This is a genomic window from Nocardia sp. NPDC059236 (genome assembly GCF_042754085.1).
Lineage (GTDB): Bacteria > Actinomycetota > Actinomycetes > Mycobacteriales > Mycobacteriaceae > Nocardia.
This window is the reverse complement of sequence record NZ_JBHZAF010000009.1, coordinates 182,890-199,625: the sequence shown is the minus strand read 5'-3', so window position 1 is coordinate 199,625 and position 16,736 is coordinate 182,890. Positions and strand designations below refer to the sequence as shown.

At 70.1% G+C, this 16,736-nt stretch carries 17 protein-coding genes; 9 read left to right on the top strand and 8 right to left on the bottom strand.

The genetic code is table 11. The features are described from left to right. Window positions 1-16: 16 nt before the first annotated feature. The 7 genes from ACFXIV_RS24480 to ACFXIV_RS24450 form a co-directional block, all read right to left on the bottom strand. Window positions 17-286 carry a hypothetical protein gene (locus ACFXIV_RS24480; RefSeq protein WP_379400232.1) on the bottom strand — a complete coding sequence of 90 codons (270 nt, stop codon included), beginning with the start codon at window positions 284-286 and terminating at the stop codon, window positions 17-19. 118 nt (window positions 287-404) lie between these two features. Next, entirely contained in the window at window positions 405-1,076 is a 672-nt protein-coding gene (locus tag ACFXIV_RS24475) for an O-methyltransferase (RefSeq protein ID WP_379400233.1), read from the bottom strand. A gap of 121 nt (window positions 1,077-1,197) precedes the next feature. Beyond that, window positions 1,198-2,919, bottom strand: a complete 1,722-nt coding sequence (locus ACFXIV_RS24470) for an urease subunit alpha (protein WP_379400234.1) — start codon at window positions 2,917-2,919, stop codon at window positions 1,198-1,200. Beyond that, on the bottom strand, window positions 2,919-3,230 hold the full coding sequence (locus ACFXIV_RS24465; protein WP_379400235.1) for an urease subunit beta: 312 nt from the start codon (window positions 3,228-3,230) through the stop codon (window positions 2,919-2,921). Before ACFXIV_RS24465 ends, ACFXIV_RS24470 begins: the two co-directional genes overlap by 1 nt. Before the next feature lie 5 nt (window positions 3,231-3,235). Continuing rightward, complete coding sequence (locus tag ACFXIV_RS24460; RefSeq protein WP_326310528.1) at window positions 3,236-3,538, bottom strand: urease subunit gamma; 303 nt, start codon at window positions 3,536-3,538, stop codon at window positions 3,236-3,238. Between the two features lie 129 nt (window positions 3,539-3,667). Then, window positions 3,668-4,111: a PaaI family thioesterase gene (locus ACFXIV_RS24455; protein WP_379400236.1), complete on the bottom strand. Its 444-nt coding sequence runs from the start codon at window positions 4,109-4,111 to the stop codon at window positions 3,668-3,670. 293 nt (window positions 4,112-4,404) lie between these two features. Next, window positions 4,405-5,382 carry a LuxR C-terminal-related transcriptional regulator gene (locus ACFXIV_RS24450; protein ID WP_379401986.1) on the bottom strand — a complete coding sequence of 326 codons (978 nt, stop codon included), beginning with the start codon at window positions 5,380-5,382 and terminating at the stop codon, window positions 4,405-4,407. Window positions 5,383-5,538: 156 nt separating this feature from the next. Between ACFXIV_RS24450 and ACFXIV_RS24445 the strand changes: the two genes are divergently transcribed. The 5 genes from ACFXIV_RS24445 (at window position 5,539) to ACFXIV_RS24425 (ending at window position 12,124) form a co-directional block, all read left to right on the top strand. After that, window positions 5,539-6,963 (top strand): amidase, encoded by a 1,425-nt coding sequence (locus tag ACFXIV_RS24445; RefSeq protein ID WP_379401987.1) that lies wholly within the window; start codon window positions 5,539-5,541, stop codon window positions 6,961-6,963. 54 nt (window positions 6,964-7,017) lie between these two features. Beyond that, entirely contained in the window at window positions 7,018-7,668 is a 651-nt protein-coding gene (locus ACFXIV_RS24440) for a hypothetical protein (RefSeq protein ID WP_379401989.1), read from the top strand. Then, window positions 7,665-8,027 (top strand): hypothetical protein, encoded by a 363-nt coding sequence (locus ACFXIV_RS24435; protein ID WP_379401990.1) that lies wholly within the window; start codon window positions 7,665-7,667, stop codon window positions 8,025-8,027. Before ACFXIV_RS24440 ends, ACFXIV_RS24435 begins: the two co-directional genes overlap by 4 nt. A gap of 118 nt (window positions 8,028-8,145) precedes the next feature. Then, window positions 8,146-11,217: a BTAD domain-containing putative transcriptional regulator gene (locus tag ACFXIV_RS24430; RefSeq protein WP_379401991.1), complete on the top strand. Its 3,072-nt coding sequence runs from the start codon at window positions 8,146-8,148 to the stop codon at window positions 11,215-11,217. Between the two features lie 169 nt (window positions 11,218-11,386). After that, the gene (locus tag ACFXIV_RS24425) at window positions 11,387-12,124 is read left to right on the top strand and encodes an LpqN/LpqT family lipoprotein (RefSeq protein WP_379401992.1); all 738 of its coding nucleotides are present in this window, start codon (window positions 11,387-11,389) and stop codon (window positions 12,122-12,124) included. 178 nt (window positions 12,125-12,302) lie between these two features. On the opposite strand, the gene ACFXIV_RS24420 is transcribed toward ACFXIV_RS24425, so the two are convergent. Further along, window positions 12,303-13,007, bottom strand: coding sequence for a hypothetical protein (locus ACFXIV_RS24420; RefSeq protein WP_379401993.1), 705 nt, complete (start codon window positions 13,005-13,007; stop codon window positions 12,303-12,305). A gap of 115 nt (window positions 13,008-13,122) precedes the next feature. On the opposite strand from ACFXIV_RS24420, the gene ACFXIV_RS24415 reads away from it, so the two are divergent. The 4 genes from ACFXIV_RS24415 (at window position 13,123) to ACFXIV_RS24400 (ending at window position 16,726) form a co-directional block, all read left to right on the top strand. Continuing rightward, complete coding sequence (locus tag ACFXIV_RS24415; RefSeq protein WP_379401994.1) at window positions 13,123-14,160, top strand: FecCD family ABC transporter permease; 1,038 nt, start codon at window positions 13,123-13,125, stop codon at window positions 14,158-14,160. A 236-nt stretch (window positions 14,161-14,396) separates the two neighbouring features. After that, window positions 14,397-15,422 (top strand): FecCD family ABC transporter permease, encoded by a 1,026-nt coding sequence (locus ACFXIV_RS24410; RefSeq protein ID WP_379401995.1) that lies wholly within the window; start codon window positions 14,397-14,399, stop codon window positions 15,420-15,422. After that, window positions 15,419-16,246 carry an ABC transporter ATP-binding protein gene (locus tag ACFXIV_RS24405; protein WP_379401997.1) on the top strand — a complete coding sequence of 276 codons (828 nt, stop codon included), beginning with the start codon at window positions 15,419-15,421 and terminating at the stop codon, window positions 16,244-16,246. Before ACFXIV_RS24410 ends, ACFXIV_RS24405 begins: the two co-directional genes overlap by 4 nt. Window positions 16,247-16,324: 78 nt before the next feature. Further along, window positions 16,325-16,726, top strand: coding sequence for a BlaI/MecI/CopY family transcriptional regulator (locus tag ACFXIV_RS24400; protein WP_379401998.1), 402 nt, complete (start codon window positions 16,325-16,327; stop codon window positions 16,724-16,726). Window positions 16,727-16,736: the final 10 nt, after the last annotated feature.

Genomic DNA, 16,736 nt, shown 5'->3' with positions numbered 1-16,736 from the left:
GTTGCCCCGCAGGGCATTACGACGCGTGCACGACCGGGATCACCGGACCGGCCGACACGGTGGTGGAGACCCCGGCCCGCTGGTTCCGGCCGGGGTCGGCGGTGGCCGGATGCTCACCGCGATAGATGACGACGGCGAGCACACCCACCGTCCCGACGAGCGCGACGACCGGCGCGGCCACGAACGCGGCCGAGCGCAACCGCTCGAGCGCGCCGGGTCGGTGGCCGGGTTCCGGCGGGGCCACGAAGGCGGGCGGCGGAAAGGTCGAGCCGTACGGGTCCGTCATGCGTACGACCGTATTGACGACATCCACAGGATGACAAGCAAACGTGCAGCAAATTTTCCGGTACGAGGTGGACCGGGCAGCGTATGCCCAGTTCACCCTCCGTTCAGTGACCTGAAGCTCAGTCGTCCTCGCCGAGCACGACCGCGTAAGCGAAACCGTCCCAGCCCTTTCCGCCGACGGTCTGCAGTACGGTCCCGTCCAATCGCGGCTCGGCGGCGATCAATTCGATGACCTCCCGGCTGGCCCGCACCGCCGCATCCGCCGACGCGGCGTCGGCGATGCCGCCATTGCGCACCACATTGTCGACGATGATCACCGACCCGGGCCGGGTCAGCCGCAGAGCCCACCGCACATAGTTGGCGTTGTTGACCTTGTCGGCATCGATGAAGACCAGATCGAACGGTTCCGGCTGCTCCTCGGCCAGCACCGGCAGCGAGTCCAGCGCCGCGCCGACCCGGATGTCGACCCGCTCCCCCACCCCCGCGCGATCCAGATTGTGGCGCGCCACCTCGGCGTGCTTCGGCTCGTATTCGAGGGTCACCACCCGGCCGGCCTTCCCGACGGCCCGCGCCAGCCAGGTGGTGCTGTATCCACCCAGCGTGCCGACCTCGAGTACGCGCCGTGCCCGCACGGATTTCGCGATCAGATACAGGAACTTGCCCTGCGGCGGCGAGACGTCGATGGCGGGCAGTCCCGCCGCCGCGTTCGCCCGCAAGGTTTCCGAATCCTCGTCTCCCACCAGGGTTTCGACGAGATAGCGATCAACTTCGGCCCACTCGGCAGTCGTCATATCCGAAGTCTGCCACCGCCTCCGGCGCACTCCCAGCATTGCGCTCACGCCGAGAGATTTCCCACTCGGGAGCCGGGCTCGGTGCCGGGCGCGCGCTCGCCGCGCCCGGCACCGGCTCCGTTCAGAACAGGAAGTACCGCTGTGCCATGGGCAGTTCGGTGGCGGGCTGTTCGGCCCACACCTCCCCGTCGATCCGGACGGTGAAGGTGTCCGGCTCCACCTCGATGCGGGGCATGGCGTCGTTGTTGGGGAGGTCGGCCTTGGTGCGGCTGCGAACATTGGCCACCGGCACCAGTTTCCGGTTCACCCGCAGCCGGTTCGCGAGGCCGTCCTCGATAGCCTGCTCGGACACGAAGTGCAGCGAGGTTCCCGCCGCCACGCTCGGCGCGGCCCCGAACATCGGGCGCGGCAGTACCGGCTGCGGAGTGGGAATGGACGCGTTGGCGTCGCCCATGGCGGCCCAGGCGATCGTGCCGCCCTTGATGACCGCGTGCGGGCGGACCCCGAAGAAGGCGGGCTCCCACAGCACCAGATCGGCCAGTTTGCCGACCTCGATGGAGCCGATCTCGGCGTCGAGGCCGTGCGTAACCGCCGGGCAGATGGTGTATTTCGCGACGTAGCGCCGCACCCGGTTGTTGTCGGCCGCGCCGTCGCCGGGCAGCGCGCCGCGACGGCGCTTCATGACGTGCGCGGTCTGCCAGGTGCGCATGACCACCTCGCCGATGCGGCCCATGGCCTGCGCGTCACTGCCGATCATGGAGATCGCGCCCAGATCGTGCAGCAGATCCTCGGCCGCGATGGTGGAGGGCCGGATCCGGCTCTCCGCGAAGGCCAGATCCTCCGGAATGGACGGGCTCAGGTGATGGCACACCATGAGCATGTCCAGATGCTCGTCGAGGGTGTTGATGGTGTGCGGCCGCGTCGGGTTGGTGGAGCTGGGCAGCACATTGAGATGCGAAGCGACGGTGATGATGTCGGGTGCGTGCCCGCCGCCCGCACCCTCGGTGTGATACGAGTGGATGGCCCGGCCCCGGATGGCGGCGAGGGTGTCCTCCACGAATCCGGCCTCGTTCAAGGTGTCCGAGTGCAGCGCCACCTGCACGCCGGAGGCGTCGGCCACGGTGAGGCAGTGGTCGATGGCGGCCGGGGTGGTGCCCCAGTCCTCGTGCAGTTTGAAACCGCCCGCGCCGCCGCGCAATTGCTCCCACAGCGCGTCCTCGCGCACGGTATTGCCCTTGCCCAGCAGCAGGATGTTCACCGGCCAGGAGTCGGTGGACTCCAGCATGCGGGCCAGATGCCAGGCGCCCGGGGTGACGGTGGTGGCCTTGGAGCCCTCGGCGGGTCCGGTGCCGCCGCCGACGAGGGTGGTGATGCCGCCGGCCATGGCCTCGTCGAGGATCTGCGGGCAGATGAAGTGCACGTGGCAGTCGATGGCGCCCGCGGTGACGATGCGGCCGTTGCCGGCGATGATCTCCGTCGAGGGCCCGACCACCAGGTCCGGGTGCACCCCGCTCATGGTGTCGGGGTTGCCCGCCTTGCCGATGGCGACGATGCGGCCGTCACGGATACCGATGTCGGCCTTGATGATTCCCCAGTAGTCGACGATCACCACGCCGGTGATGACGGTGTCCGGGGTGCCCTCGGCGCGGGTGGCGCGGGCCTGGCCCATGGATTCGCGCAGCACCTTGCCACCGCCGAAGACGGCCTCGTCACCGGCGAGACCCGGTCCGCCGCTGCGGTCCTCGGTGATCTCGATCAGCAGATCGGTGTCCGCCAGGCGGATTCGGTCGCCGGCGGTGGGCCCGAACAGTTCGGCGTAACGGGCGCGGGACAGTTCGGCCATCAGGCATCCAGCTTTCCGGGTGGGGTGAGGCTGATCCCGTGCACCTCGCGGGCGCCGCCCAGCGGGACCAGCGAAACCCGCTGCCCCAGACCGGGTTCGAAGCGCACCGCGGTGCCGGCGGGAATGTCGAGGCGGTGACCGTGAGCGGCCGCGCGGTCGAATTCCAGGGCGGTATTGGCCTGCGGGAAGTGCACGTGCGAGCCGACCTGAACCGGCCGGTCACCGGTATTGATCACATCCAGTTCGATGCGTTCCGCGCCCGCGTTGAGCTCGATCGTGCCTTCGGCACAGAGGTATTCGCCAGGAATCATGGCCGTCATCCGATCGGGTGGTGGACGGTGACCAGCTTGGTGCCGTCCGGGAACGTGGCCTCGACCTGGACGTCGTGGATCATCTCCGGGATACCGTCCATGACGTCGTCGCGGGTGAGCACGGTGCGGCCCGAGGCCATCAGCTCGGCGACGGTGCGGCCGTCGCGCGCCCCCTCGAGCACGTGATCGGTGATGATCGCGATCGCTTCCGGGTGGTTCAGTTTGAGTCCACGGGCCTGTCGCCGCCGGGCCAGCTCGGCCGCGTAACTCAGCAGCAGGCGCTCCTGCTCGTGCGGCGACAGTCGCATTCGGACTCCTCGTCGAATCGCGGGGACGGATCGTCGGTCATTCTGGCACGACCTGCGTTACCAGCATGTTTCGGTGATATACGATCCGCGGACGACGAGTTCCGACGCGGCGATTCCGGTTCCGCGCCTTCAGTTCTGGGGGTTGAGGTTCTGCAGCCGGACCTGACCGCGCGCCACCGTCCGATCCTGTTCGTCGGTGATCACCACCTGCCACAGCTGCTGCGAACGCCCGCGGTGGACCGGGCTCGCGACACCGGTCAGCTTGCCCTCCCGCACCGCGCGCAGGAAGTCGGTGTTGTTGTTGACGCCCACCACGGTCCCGCGATCGCCGAGCCAGGCGCCGGCGGCCACGCTGGCGAGGGTCTCGATGACCGTGCAGTACACACCGCCGTTGACGATGCCCGCCGGCTGATACTGCTGCGGCGTCACCACCCACTCCGCGGCCACCCCGTCACCGCTCAGCGCGGTGAACTTCAGTCCCAGCAGGTCGGTGAAAGTGCCCTCGCTGAGCTTGTTCATCAGCTCCGGGGTGATATCGGCCAGGGACTTGATCGAGGAGAAGTCGTCGCTCATGGCTCCACGTTCGCACGCGGGATCTTGGTCCGAACCGCCGGGTCGACGCCCTTGCCTAGTTAGGTAAGCCTGACCTATACTGGCTTCGGCGTCAGGATCGAGCGAGGCCCCGAGGGCTGCGGTGGCCCCGATCCCCTGCCGGTGGTGGGTTCCGTCGTTCGACGGAACCCACCACCTTCGTCCTATCCGGCCATGCCCACAGCATGCGGATCCATCCCGGGTATCGGGCGCTCTCCACCTCGTAGAGCTGCAGATCGAGCGGGACCCCGGTGCCACTTCATGTTCCGCGCCGATCAGCGCGCGGCATCGACCTCGAGGCCCCAGCGCGCCGCGGTGGTGGCGGCGACGGTTCGGTTGGGCGCGTTCAGTTTCCGCAGAATGCGTTCGATATGGGTGGCGACGGTGGAGGGTTCGACGCCGAGGTGGGCGGCGATCCGGGCATTGGATCCGCCCGCCGGGAGCAGCGCGAGGACCCCGAGTTCGCGCAGGGTGAGCGCGTGCGGCGGGTCGATCCGGCGGTAGGCGACCCGGGTGCCGCCGGAGCGGGCCGGGCGCATCCGGGTCCGGTAGACCACCCCGCCGACGAGCAGCAGATGGTCACGCGGACAACCGGATTCGGCCACCAGCCGCGCGAGCTGGAATCCCGCGGTACCGGGCGCGAACAACCCGGGCACGGCGAACTCCGTCACCGCGTGCACGTCATTCCCTGGGCCGACGAGCACGACCGATTCCCCGGGGTCGACCGCGGTCTCGGGGCTGCGGCACGGATCGAGCGCCGCGCCGACCACGTCGGCGAGCAGGGCGAGCGCGGTGATCGACGACCGCGAGAACGGCACGCCCGCAGTGCCACTCATGTTCAGCATGCCCAGGTAGCGGCCGTCCACGCCGAACAACGGCTGGGTGAGGCCCTGCCGGTAACCGAGCGGCACGATGACCCGTTCGAACACCGGTCCGGAGCGAGCCGTGGCCGGAACCGCACCCAGTTCGAGGGGTACCCGCTCGTCCCGGAGACGGGCGAACATCGGATGCGTGTGCAGGCAGGTGTCGATGACCTCGAGCGCGCCCGACGGATACCCGACGCTGGCCGCGGTGCGATGCACTCCGGCGACCGGATCGAACCGTGTCAGCGCCGCGTGCTTGAAGGCGACGACCCGCGACAGCTCGAACAGCACCCGGCCCAGACCCGGCCGGTCCGGTGTCGCCGCCGCGATCGACGTCCGGACCCGCAGGGCGACGGCCGGGTCCAGACCCTCATCAGATGCGGCAACCATCCGGCCAGTATGACGCCGGTCACGATTCCCGCGGCCACGGGACGGTGTGCAGACAGCACCCGGACCGCTGAACCGCGTCCGTCGATCGACGGACGCCGCACCCGGCGCAGCGACCTACGTTCTGGCGCACCAGCACACAGCACCGGGAGGCTTCCGATGGATATCGCCGACTACGCGGCACACGACGCGACGGGTCTCGCCACCCTCATGCGGCAGGGACAGGCCGGGGCCGCCGAGGTCCAGGCCGCGGCAGCGGCCGCGATCGCCCAGGTCGATCCCCAACTCGGGGCGGTCGTGGGCGAGGTGTTCGAGCGGCCGCTGGACTACGACCCGTCCGGTCCGTTCGCCGGCGTGCCGTTCGCGATCAAGGATCTGATCATCCACGCGGCGGGCGTGCCGCAGCGCAATGGCAGCCGGTTGTTCGGCGAGGGTGTGGCGCACCCCCACGACACCGCGCTGATGACCCGCTTCCGGCGCGCGGGCCTGGCCACCATGGCGGTGACCACCTCCCCCGAGCTCGGTTTCAACGCCACCACCGAAGCACGCGCCTACGGTGCGCCCACCCGCAATCCGTGGGATCCGGCGCGCAGCGCGGGCGGATCCAGCGGTGGCGCCGCCGCATTGGTAGCTGCCGGGGCGCTGCCGGTCGCGCACGCCAATGACGGCGGCGGATCCATCCGGATCCCGGCGGCGGTGTGCGGACTGGTCGGGCTGAAGCCGAGTCGCGGACGGGTCTCCGCCGCACCCGATTACGCCGATCCGCTGCTGGGCATGGGTGTGGAGTTCGCGGTCACCCGGACGGTGCGGGACTGCGCGGGCCTGCTCGACGCCGTGCACGGCAGCGAACCCGGGGACAAGTACCTGTTCCCGGCCGAGCCGGCCGACTTCCGCACACTCATCACCCGGCCCGCGCCCGTGCTGCGCATCGCCGTGACCGCCGACCTGTCGCAGGCCGATCCGGACTGCGCGCGGGCGGTCGCGGACATCGCCCGCGAACTGGCCGACATGGGGCATCAGGTCGAACTGGCCGATCCCGCTGTCGATTACGAGGCGTTCCACCGCGCCAACCTCGACGCCTGGTGCAGTTTCCTCGCCGACGCCGTCAGCACCGCCGCGGCCGCGCTGGGCGTCACGCCGGGCGCCGATCACCTCGAGGCCACCACCCGCGCCTGTGTCGCCTACGGCGCCACCCGCACCGCGGCCGATCTGTACGCGGTCGAGTCGACCTTCAATACGGCTCGCCGCGCGGTGGCCCGGCTGCTGACCGACTACGACCTGTACCTCACCCCCACCACCGCGCGCCCGGCGCTGCCGCTGGGCCACCTCGACGCCGACGATCCGGCGCTGACCGCACCCGAGTGGTATCGCAAGATCTTCGAATTCGGCTCGTACACCGCGCTGTTCAATGCGACGGGCAACCCGGCCATCTCGCTGCCGCTGGGCCGATCGGCCTCGAACCTTCCGGTCGGCGTGCAGTTCGTCGCCGGCTACGGACGGGAGGCCACCCTGCTCGCGATCGCCGCCGACCTGGAGCGCCGACTCCCCTGGCACCGGCAGCGCCCCGGGATCTACGCGCACTGATCCTGCGCCGAAAACCCTGGGACGACACGGCGGTGGGTTTGCGAGGATGGCGCGGTGACCGCGACCGCTCCCCCGATCTTCCACGGCGACTTCGAAGCCCACCTCACCGTGCGCGCGACCGATGCCGGACGCCTCGAACGGTACGCCGCCGCACACGGATTGAAGTTCGTGCACATCGTGCTGGAGCGCGGCCGCGTCATCGACCAGCCGATGCTCACCGTCCACGCCGCGGGATCGCTTCCCGCGGTTGCGAATTCGATAGCGGCACTGACCGCGCGGCTCGATGTTGCGGGATTCGAGGTGGTCCGCACCAAGATCGAGGCGACACCCTGGGCGGCAGGCGTGCCCGCCACCGATGACGCCGCCGTCGCACTGGGTGCCGGCTACTACTTCGAGCACCACATCAAACTCCTGCTCACACTCGGCACCGAGGTGCGCGCACTCGCCCGCCTCGCCACCGAACACACCGCACACCTGTCCGCCAATGCCCGCCGCACCCGGCCCGACGGCCGCACCGAGCGGTTCGTCACCCAACGCTGCCGCCTGGTCGGAAACACCACCGCCACCGCCCGCCACACCGCCCTACTGACCGCGCTACAGGCGAACAACTACGAAGTACTCTCCGCCGAACGTGAATTCGTCGTCCTCGACACCGACGAGTCGATCGACGCCGGCTGGATCACCGAGGGAGGAAATCGGCCATGACGGCCACCCCGTGGACCGCACTGGGGCCCGGCCCGGCCGCCGCCATGCTCGCGGCCGGCCCGGAACTGTCGCCGACGTGGAAACCGCTGTGGCTCACCGACGACCGCTTCCCCGAGGGCAAGGACCTCTACGACGCCGTCCTGCTCGCCGAGCACTGCACGCCGACGCCGGAACTGCTCCGCGCGGTCACCCCGGACACCCGGTTCATCCAGCTGCGGCGCGTCGCCATCGACGCCGACTGGGCCGAGTTCGCGAAGGACCGTCCGGACCTGGCGGACCAGCACGAGGCCTTCGCCCAGCGGCTGACCGAAGCCCTCGCGCCGGCCTTTCCCCCGGAGGAGGTCGGTGAGCAGCGCTGACGGGATTGCCGCTCATGTGCTGAATTTCTGTGACCGGTGGGCGGGGCGCGGCGGGACGTGTTACAAACCAAATCTGCGGTTTTAGCCGTGTTCGCCTGTACGAGAGAGACGCATCCGCATGACCGGTCCGGTCGAGTACTCGCTGTTCGGTGCGATCGAGGCGTGCGTCGACGGGACCCGGGCGGCCCTGGGCGGGCCGAAACAGCGGTGCGTGCTCGCCGTGCTGCTGGCCGAGCGTGGCACGGTCGTCAGTGTCGATCGGCTCACCGACGCGCTGTGGTACGACGAGCCGCCTGCCAAGGGGCTGGTATCACTGCGGTCCTATGTCTCCAATCTCCGCCGGTGCCTGACGGCCGCTGACACCGATGCCCCGGTGACGCGCTTGGAGACCTTGCCGCTCGGCTATCGGCTGACTCTGGTGGGCGAGGATCGGCTCGACCTCGCCACCTTCGAACACCTCGTCGATGAAGGCCGTGCGGCGCTCGGCCGCGACGACGCGAAACTCGGGTTCGACACGCTGACCACCGCGTTGCGACTGTGGCGCGGCAGGCCTTTCGGCGAATTCGCCGATCACGAGTTCGCCCACGCGGAAGTGCTGCGGTATTCGGCGCTGCGCAGGCTCGCGATCGAGTCCCGATTCGATGCCGCGCTGCGGCTGGGCGGTGGCAGTGAACTGATACCCGAACTCGAGGCCGCCCTCGCGAACGACCCGGTGCACGAAAAGCTGTGGGGCCACCTGATGCTCGCGCTCTTCCGCACCGGACGCGGGCCCGACGCGCTGGGCGCCTTCGAGCGCGCCCGCGACACACTCGACCGCGAGGTGGGGGCACCACCCGGCGAAGATCTGCGCACCCTGTATCGCAAGATCAGCGACAACTCCACCGATCTGCTGCTCGAAAGACCCTCGCCCGCACCACTTGCCGTGGCCGGACCGGACGCCCGCCGACCGGCCCTGGTCGGCCGCGCGGTCGAACTCGAAGCGCTCATCGACTCGGTGACACGCGCCCACTCCGGGTCGGGCGGTCTGATCGTGGTGACCGGGGAGAGCGGAATCGGCAAGACGGCGGTGGCCGACGCGGTATCCGGCCGCGCCGGCGCAGCTGGTCTGACGGTCGCCTGGGCGGCTCACCCCACCGGCATCCGCGTCCCCCAACTGTGGATGTGGATCCAGATCCTGCGCCGGCTGGGTGACGAATTCGGCGAGGCGGGCCGGAACGCGGTGCGCCACAGGGCACCCGGCGTCATCGACGCGCTGGTGCCCGAATGGCACACCGGAGCGGCGGCCACGCCCGGGCCCGCCGCGACCGGCTTTCCTCTCTTCGAGGGCATCGTGACCGCCCTGGCCGAGCTGGCCGCCCTGCGCCCGCTGCTGCTGGTCATCGACGACCTGCACCTCGCCGATGCCGCCTCCGGCAGCGCCTTGCTCCTGCTGGCCGCACGCATCGCCCGCCTGCCCATCCAGATCGTCTGCACCTGGACGTATTTCGGCAGCGGCCGCCCGGTCAACCGGCAGCTGTACGAGAAGCTCACCGGATCGAGCGAGATCTCGACCGTGCCCCTGCGGGGCGTCGATCGCGACGCGGCCGGCGAGCTGATCGAGCGGCTCACCGGCACTCCCGCCACCCCCGAACTGTCGGAGCACCTGTGGGCATATGCCCGCGGAAATCCCTTCTACATCAAGGAATTGGCGCGGGCGCACGCGGTCGGCGAACACCCGGGCCCCGCCGTGCCCGACCTCGACGCCGTCCCCGATGCCATCGCCGCCGCGGTCGGTCGCCGGCTGGCGGTGCTGGGCAAGCCCAGCCGGCGCGCGCTCGCCGCGGCCGCGGTGATCGGCCCGGAGTTCGATGTCGCGACGCTCGCGGGCATCCTCGACTCGCCGGTACCGTCGGTCCGGGCCCGGCTGCGACCGGCCTACGAGACGGGTCTGCTCGACGAGCACCGCGAACGGCCCGGCGTGTTCTGCTTCAGTCACGGCCTGCTGCGCGACGCGGTGCTGGCCCGGATTCCGGTGGCGGAGCGGACCGCCACGCACTCGGCCATCGCGTCGGATCGCGCTGCCGCGCTGCCGACCTCGCCCTACGAGGAGGCCATCGCCGCCGCCGACCACGCGTGGCGGGCGGGCACCGAGATCAATACCCATGCGGCCCTGGCGATCCACGAGACCGTGATCCAGCGCGCCCTCGCCCGATCCGCCTACGTGGACCTCGTCACCCTGGCCGAGCATGCACTGCAGATCTGCCGCCGCCTGCCCGCCAAACCCGAACTGCTGGAACGACAGTCGGCCCTGTGGCTGCACCTCGCCGGGGCCCGCGGCATCCTGCACGGCCAGACCAGCGCCACGGCCCTGACCGCCGTGCAACGCGCGTTCGAACTCGGCGAGCAGATCGACGGACGCGACTTCTACGGCGCGGCGGCCATGCGCTGCATGATGCTGTGCGCCCGCGGCCGGCTCGACGAGGCCGAGGTCATCGCCAACGGCCTCCGGTCCCGGTACGAGGCCTCGAACGATCCCGCCGCCGGGGTGGCGAGCCAGTTCGTGGACATCATGACCACCGCACTGCGGGGCGACCGGGACGACATGCTGGCCCGCGCCCGCCGCATGCTCGAGACCTTCCCGCCACCGCAGACGGTCAGCGACCCCACACACTTCTTCCATCCCCGGGTGTACTGCTGGATGGGTCTGATGGAGGCGCTGCGCGGCGACCGTGACGCCGCCGAAGAATGCTGCCGAATGTCGTTGGAGCTGGCCCGGACTCGCGGTGACGTCTTCAATATCCTGGCCGCGCGGCTGACCTTCGTGGAGGTCTACGGCGTGCTCGGCGTCACCGAAGGCACCGCGGGCGCCGCCGCGGCGGTGCACGCGGAACTCAGCGCCGCGGGCGGTGGACAGTGGGCGGCCTGCGCCAAGGTGGTCGAGGTCTGGGCCCGCACACTCACCGGCGACGACACCGATCCGGCCGCCGCCTTCGCGGCGTACGAGGCCATCACCGAGGACGGCAGCACCGTCATGGCCCCGTTCTTCCTGGCCCTGCTCGCCGATATCGAGAAACACCACGACCGCACCGCCGAGGCGCGCGGATTGCTCGCCCGGGCACAGCGCATCGCGGACGCCACCGGCGAGCACGCGTGGGATCCGCTGCTGACGGCCCGCGTCGCCGGGCTGACCCGGGACGCCACGCACGAATAACACGACCGCTGGGCACGTGGCCGCTCCTTGGGTTCCGGAGTACCGGCTCGTCGCCGGGTCTCTCGGACGGTAATCGGCCCGGATTGGAACCGGCATGGACGGCGGTTTCAATCGAATCCCAATCCCGGGTGGCTACCTTTCGACGGCTCGATTCGACAAGGAGGTGCCCATGATGATGGGAAATCGCGGCCTGATCGGGGTCGCCGTGGCGGCGGTGGCGGTGAGCGTGGCGCTCACCGGCTGCGGCGGCAAGGACAGCGCGAAGAGCGCTCCGACGTCCTCGGCGGCGGTGACCTCGAGTGCGGCCAAGCCGACCACATCGGCGAATCCGGCCAACAGCAAACTCGCACCGCGCACGCTCGACACCACCGGCGGCTCGAACTACACGATCGCCGACTACATCAAAGACCAGCACATCACCGAAACCCCGGTGCACAACGGCGATCCGGGCGCACCGGCGATCACCCTGCCCTACCCTGCGGGCTGGGCCGATGCCGGATCCGACACCCCCGACTACGCCATCGGCGCGATCGTCTACAGCGGCCCCGACGCGGTAGGGGCGAACTACACCCCGAATATCATTGCGCTGCTGTCGAAACTGCAGGGCACGGTCGATCCGCAGAAGCTGATCGCCGACGCCGCCGGCGAGATGAAGAACCTGCCCGGCTTCACCCAGATCGGCACCGGCTCGGTCACCGCCGTCTCCGGATTCCCCGCTTACCGGATCGCGGGAACCTACACGCTGCAAGGCATTCCCGCGGTGTCCGCACAGGAGACCGTGGTCATTCCGGGAGCCGGCGGCGTCTACTACGTCCTGCAGCTGAACGCCACCAGCAACCAGGACCAGGCCGGGGTGCTGCAGTCGGCCATCGAGACCATCGACCAGCAGATCACCATCACGGTCTGAGGAGCGAGGCCCGACAATGTCTGTGGCGTGCTGTGGGTTCTGCTCTGGCCCTTGCATTCCCGGCGGAGGCCCGACTCCACCCGGGCCGCGGACGATGCAGCAGGGCCGGTGTCCGTCTCCTGACCCCGGTCGAGACCGGATCCGGTCTCGACCGGCCGACGCCAGGTGTGGGTCGGGCCTACCTGATGCAGGCCCGGCGGACCGGTAGACCGCGGTCCTCGAACGCGGCCAGCATGGCCTGGCCGCGGCGCGCGCCCTCCGAGGAGGAGGTGCGCGACAGCGCGGGCACGTAGGTCGCCGCGCCCACAATGGATTCCGCGACCAGGCCCCAGAAGCGCCGGATGCCCAGACCCGCGCAGCGCGCCATCGCCTGCTGGACCAGGGACAGGGCCGGCAGGCAGCGGTGGGCGAGCCAGACGTAGAGCGCCGGCTCACAGGGCAGGGCCACGACGCCGTCCTCGCCGGCGAGGGGGTCGCCGTCGATCACGCGGATCGTGGTGTCGGACAGGCCCGCCCAGTCGATGCCGCCGTCGTTGTCGGTGTGGATCCACAGGTTCTCCAGGCCCGGATCCCAGGCTCGGCCCTCGGACACCACCATGGCCATCACCCGTCCGATCACCGCGTGTATGAGCGCCGTGGCCACCACCTCGGCCGCGATGTCGGCATTGCTCATCTCGGCCGCGTGCCGCCGGTACATCACCTCGATCCGGCCCTCGCGGATGCCGTCGGCGAGCCGCCACCAGCGGCGTTTGCCCTGGTCTGCCATGGCGGCGACGGCGTAGACGCGCGGGTGTTCGGGTTGCAGGGCGCGCAGGCGGGAACAGGCAGTCCCGAAGGCGAGCCGGGAATCGCGCGGCGGACACACGGTTACGGGTTCGAGCATCGAACCTCCTCATTCATCGACTATTCGGCCAATGCATGGACAACGACCACGGAAAGATAGGTTAGGCTTACCAGACTTAATGAAGCAATGAACGCGTCAGGAGTAGTTCGTCACCGTGCCCGCCGTAGTCACCACCAGACGGCGACGTCTGTCCGGACTTCTCGTTCTCGCCGCCCTGCTGCTGTGTGCCATCGCGGCCAGCATTGCCCTCGGCTCCCGGAATCTGAGCCTCGGAACCGTGTACGACGCGCTCATTTGCCCTGGTGGACTGCCACTCTCGTGTCCCGCGGACGGCTCGGCCGCCCAGATCGTGCGCGAATTACGCCTTCCGCGAACAGGACTCGCCCTGGTCGCCGGACTCGCGCTCGGCATGGCCGGAGCCCTGATCCAGGGCTACACCCGAAACCCGCTGGCGGACGCCGGATTACTGGGCATCAATGCGGGCGCGGCCTTCCTCGCCGCGCTGAGCATCCACCTGCTCGCCCTCACCACGCCCACGCAGTACATCTGGTTCGCCTTCGCGGGCGCGCTGCTCGCGGGCCTGGTGGTGTTCGGCGTCTCCTCGCTCGGGGGCGGCCGGGCGAGCCCGCTCAGCCTGGTCCTCGCCGGCGCGGCCGTCACCGCGTTCCTGCAGGCCATGACCAATATCGTTGTCCTGCTGGACGGCACGGCCCTCAACACCTACCGCTATTGGGTGGTCGGCGACGTGGCCGGGCACGACGCTTCCACCTTCGGTCAGGTGTTGCCGTTCCTCGCGCTGGGCGCGATCCTGGCCCTGGCCTCCGCCCCCGCCCTCAACCTGCTCGGCCTCGGCGATGATGTCGCCCGCGGTCTCGGCGTGAATATCACCCGCAGCCGGGCGCTCGGCCTGGCCGCGGTCGTCCTCCTCGCCGGCGCGGCCACCGCCGCCGTCGGACCGATCGCCTTCCTCGGCCTGATCGTCCCCCATCTGGCGCGCGCCCTCACCGGCCCCGATTACCGCTGGCTGCTCCCCTTTTCGGGCCTGCTCGGCGCGCTGGTCCTGCTCGTCGCCGACACCGCCGGCCGCCTCATCGCCCGCCCGGGCGAACTCCAGGCCGGCGTCACCCTCGCCGCCCTGGGCGCACCGTTCTTCATCCTGCTGGTCCGCCGCCGAAAGCTGGTGAGCCTGTGACTCTTCCGACACCTCCCAACAACACCTCAGCCCCTGTGAGCCCTGGCCACCCCACGGCAAACGCTTCCGGAAGCACCGGATCACCCTCCGCCCGGCCCGCACCGGCAACACCGCCGATCGCCTCCGATCACCCCGGCACTCCCGGACGTGCGGAACCAGCCGGGAGCAGCGACCAGGCTCACGCCGACGAATTGCGCGCTGTCCGGCCCGCGGTGCGCGTGGGCAGGTTCTCGGCAGTGCTGCGGATCGGCGCGCTACTCACCGTGCTCGCGCTCGCGGCCCTGTTGTTCGGGCTGTTCGCGCTGGATATCGCGGTGGGCGAGTTCCGGATTCCGCTCGGGCGAGTGCTGGATGTGCTGGGCGGCGGAGGGACTCGCGCGCAGCGGTTCGTGATCATGGATTCGCGGCTGCCCAGGGCGCTGACCGCGATCGTGGTCGGGGCGGCGCTGGGATTGGCCGGCGCGGTGACGCAATCGATTCTGCACAATCCGCTGGCCAGCCCGGATCTGCTCGGAATCACCTCCGGCGCGAGCTGCGGTGCGGTCGCGGTGCTGGTCGGGATGGGTGGCGTCGGGACGGGTACGGCCGCGGCGCTGGGTGTTTCGGCGGCGGCACTGGCCGGCGGGCTGCTCACCGCCGTACTGATCTACCTGCTGGCCTGGGGCCGGACCACGACCGGGGACAGCGGGGTCATGGGATTCCGGTTGGTGCTCATCGGGATCGGCGTGAACGCGGCGCTGCTGTCGGTGGTGAGCTGGCTGTTGACGCGGGCCACGCTCACCGATGCCGCACATGCCCAGCAGTGGCTCACCGGGTCGCTGAACGCGGCGGACTGGTCGACCCTCGTGCCCGCCGCGATCGGCCTGGGCGTCGCGCTGCTCGTCACGGCCGGGTCGGCGCGGACGCTGGCCGCGCTGCGATTCGGCACCGACACCACACGCATCCTCGGCGTCCACATCCAGACCCAGCAGGCGATTCTCATTGCCGCCGCAGTCGGTTGCGCCGCGCTGGCCACCGCGGCGGTGGGCCCGCTCGGGTTCGTGGGACTGGCCGCGCCGCAGATCGCGCGGCGGCTGCTGCACACGCCCGGGGAACCGGTCATCGCCTCGGCACTGGTCGGCGCCATCGCGGTGGTCGGGGCGGACCTGCTCGCGCGCACCGTCTTTCTCGTCTCGCTGCCGGTCGGCGTGGTCACCGCGGCCGTCGGCGGACCGTTCCTGCTCTACCTGCTCGTTCGCACCAACCGGAAGGCGACACTGTGACTCTCGCGGCGGAAAACATCACCCTCGGCTACGGCGAACGGGTCATCGTCGACGGGCTGTCGGTGCAGATCGAGCCCGGGCTGATCACCACGGTCATCGGCCCCAACGGCTGCGGCAAGTCGACGCTGCTGCGCTCCCTGGGCCGGTTGCTGCGGCCCCGGTCGGGCCGAGTCCTGCTGGACGGCAAGGCCATCTCCACCATGAAGACCAAGGACACCGCGCGCATCGTCGGCATGCTGCCCCAGACGCCGGTCGCGCCCGAGGGCCTGACCGTCGCGGATCTGGTGGCCCGCGGCCGGCATCCGCATCAGTCCTGGCTGCGGCAGTGGTCGGCCGACGACGAGGCCGAGGTGACCGCCGCCCTGGTACAGACCGGTATCGCGGAGCTGGCGGGCCGCACCCTCGACGAGCTCTCCGGCGGCCAGCGCCAGCGCGCCTGGATCTCCATGGCCCTGGCCCAGGGCACCGACATCCTGCTGCTCGACGAGCCGACCACCTACCTCGACCTCGCCCATTCCCTCGAGGTCCTCGACCTGGTCGACCGCCTGCACGACGACCTCGGCCGCACCGTGGTCATGGTCCTGCACGATCTGAATCTGGCCATCCGCTACAGCGACCGCCTCATCGTCATGCACGCCGGCCGCATCGTCGCCCAGGGCGTCCCCGCCGACATCATCGACGCCGAGCTGCTGCGCGCGGTTTTCGGCCTGCGCGCCGAGGTGCTCGAGGACCCGGTGTCGGGGCGGCCGATGATCGTGCCCATCGGCGCCCGGCACGTGCGCGACTCCCGATCCGGAGACATGCCGGCGGATGCCGGGGTATGAGCAATACCACACCAGCAACTCGCCGGTTACGACGGGCTGTAGTACGCATTCCTGTCGTTGCCTCCGTAAACTTGTGGGATGGCAGGTCTTGGTGAACTCGAGAAAGCGGTCATGGACCAGTTGTGGTCGGCCGACGAACCGCAAACGGTCCGGCAGGTCCATGAAGCACTCGCTGAGCGTCGTGAACTCGCGTACACCACGGTGATGACCGTTCTGCAGCGCTTGGCGAAGAAGAATCTGGTGGTCCAGCAGCGTGACGACCGTGCGCACCGCTACGCGCCGGTGCACACGCGCGACGAACTCGTCGCCAGCCTCATGGTCGACGCACTGCAGCAGGCGGACGAAGTTGGCAGTCGCCGCGCCGCGCTGGTGCACTTCGTCGAACAGGTCGGCGCGGACGAGGCTGCCGCTTTGCGCGACGCACTCGCTAAGCTCGAAGCCACCGAGGTGGCGCGCAAGGACAAACCCGAGTCCGAATAGCCGTAGCCTC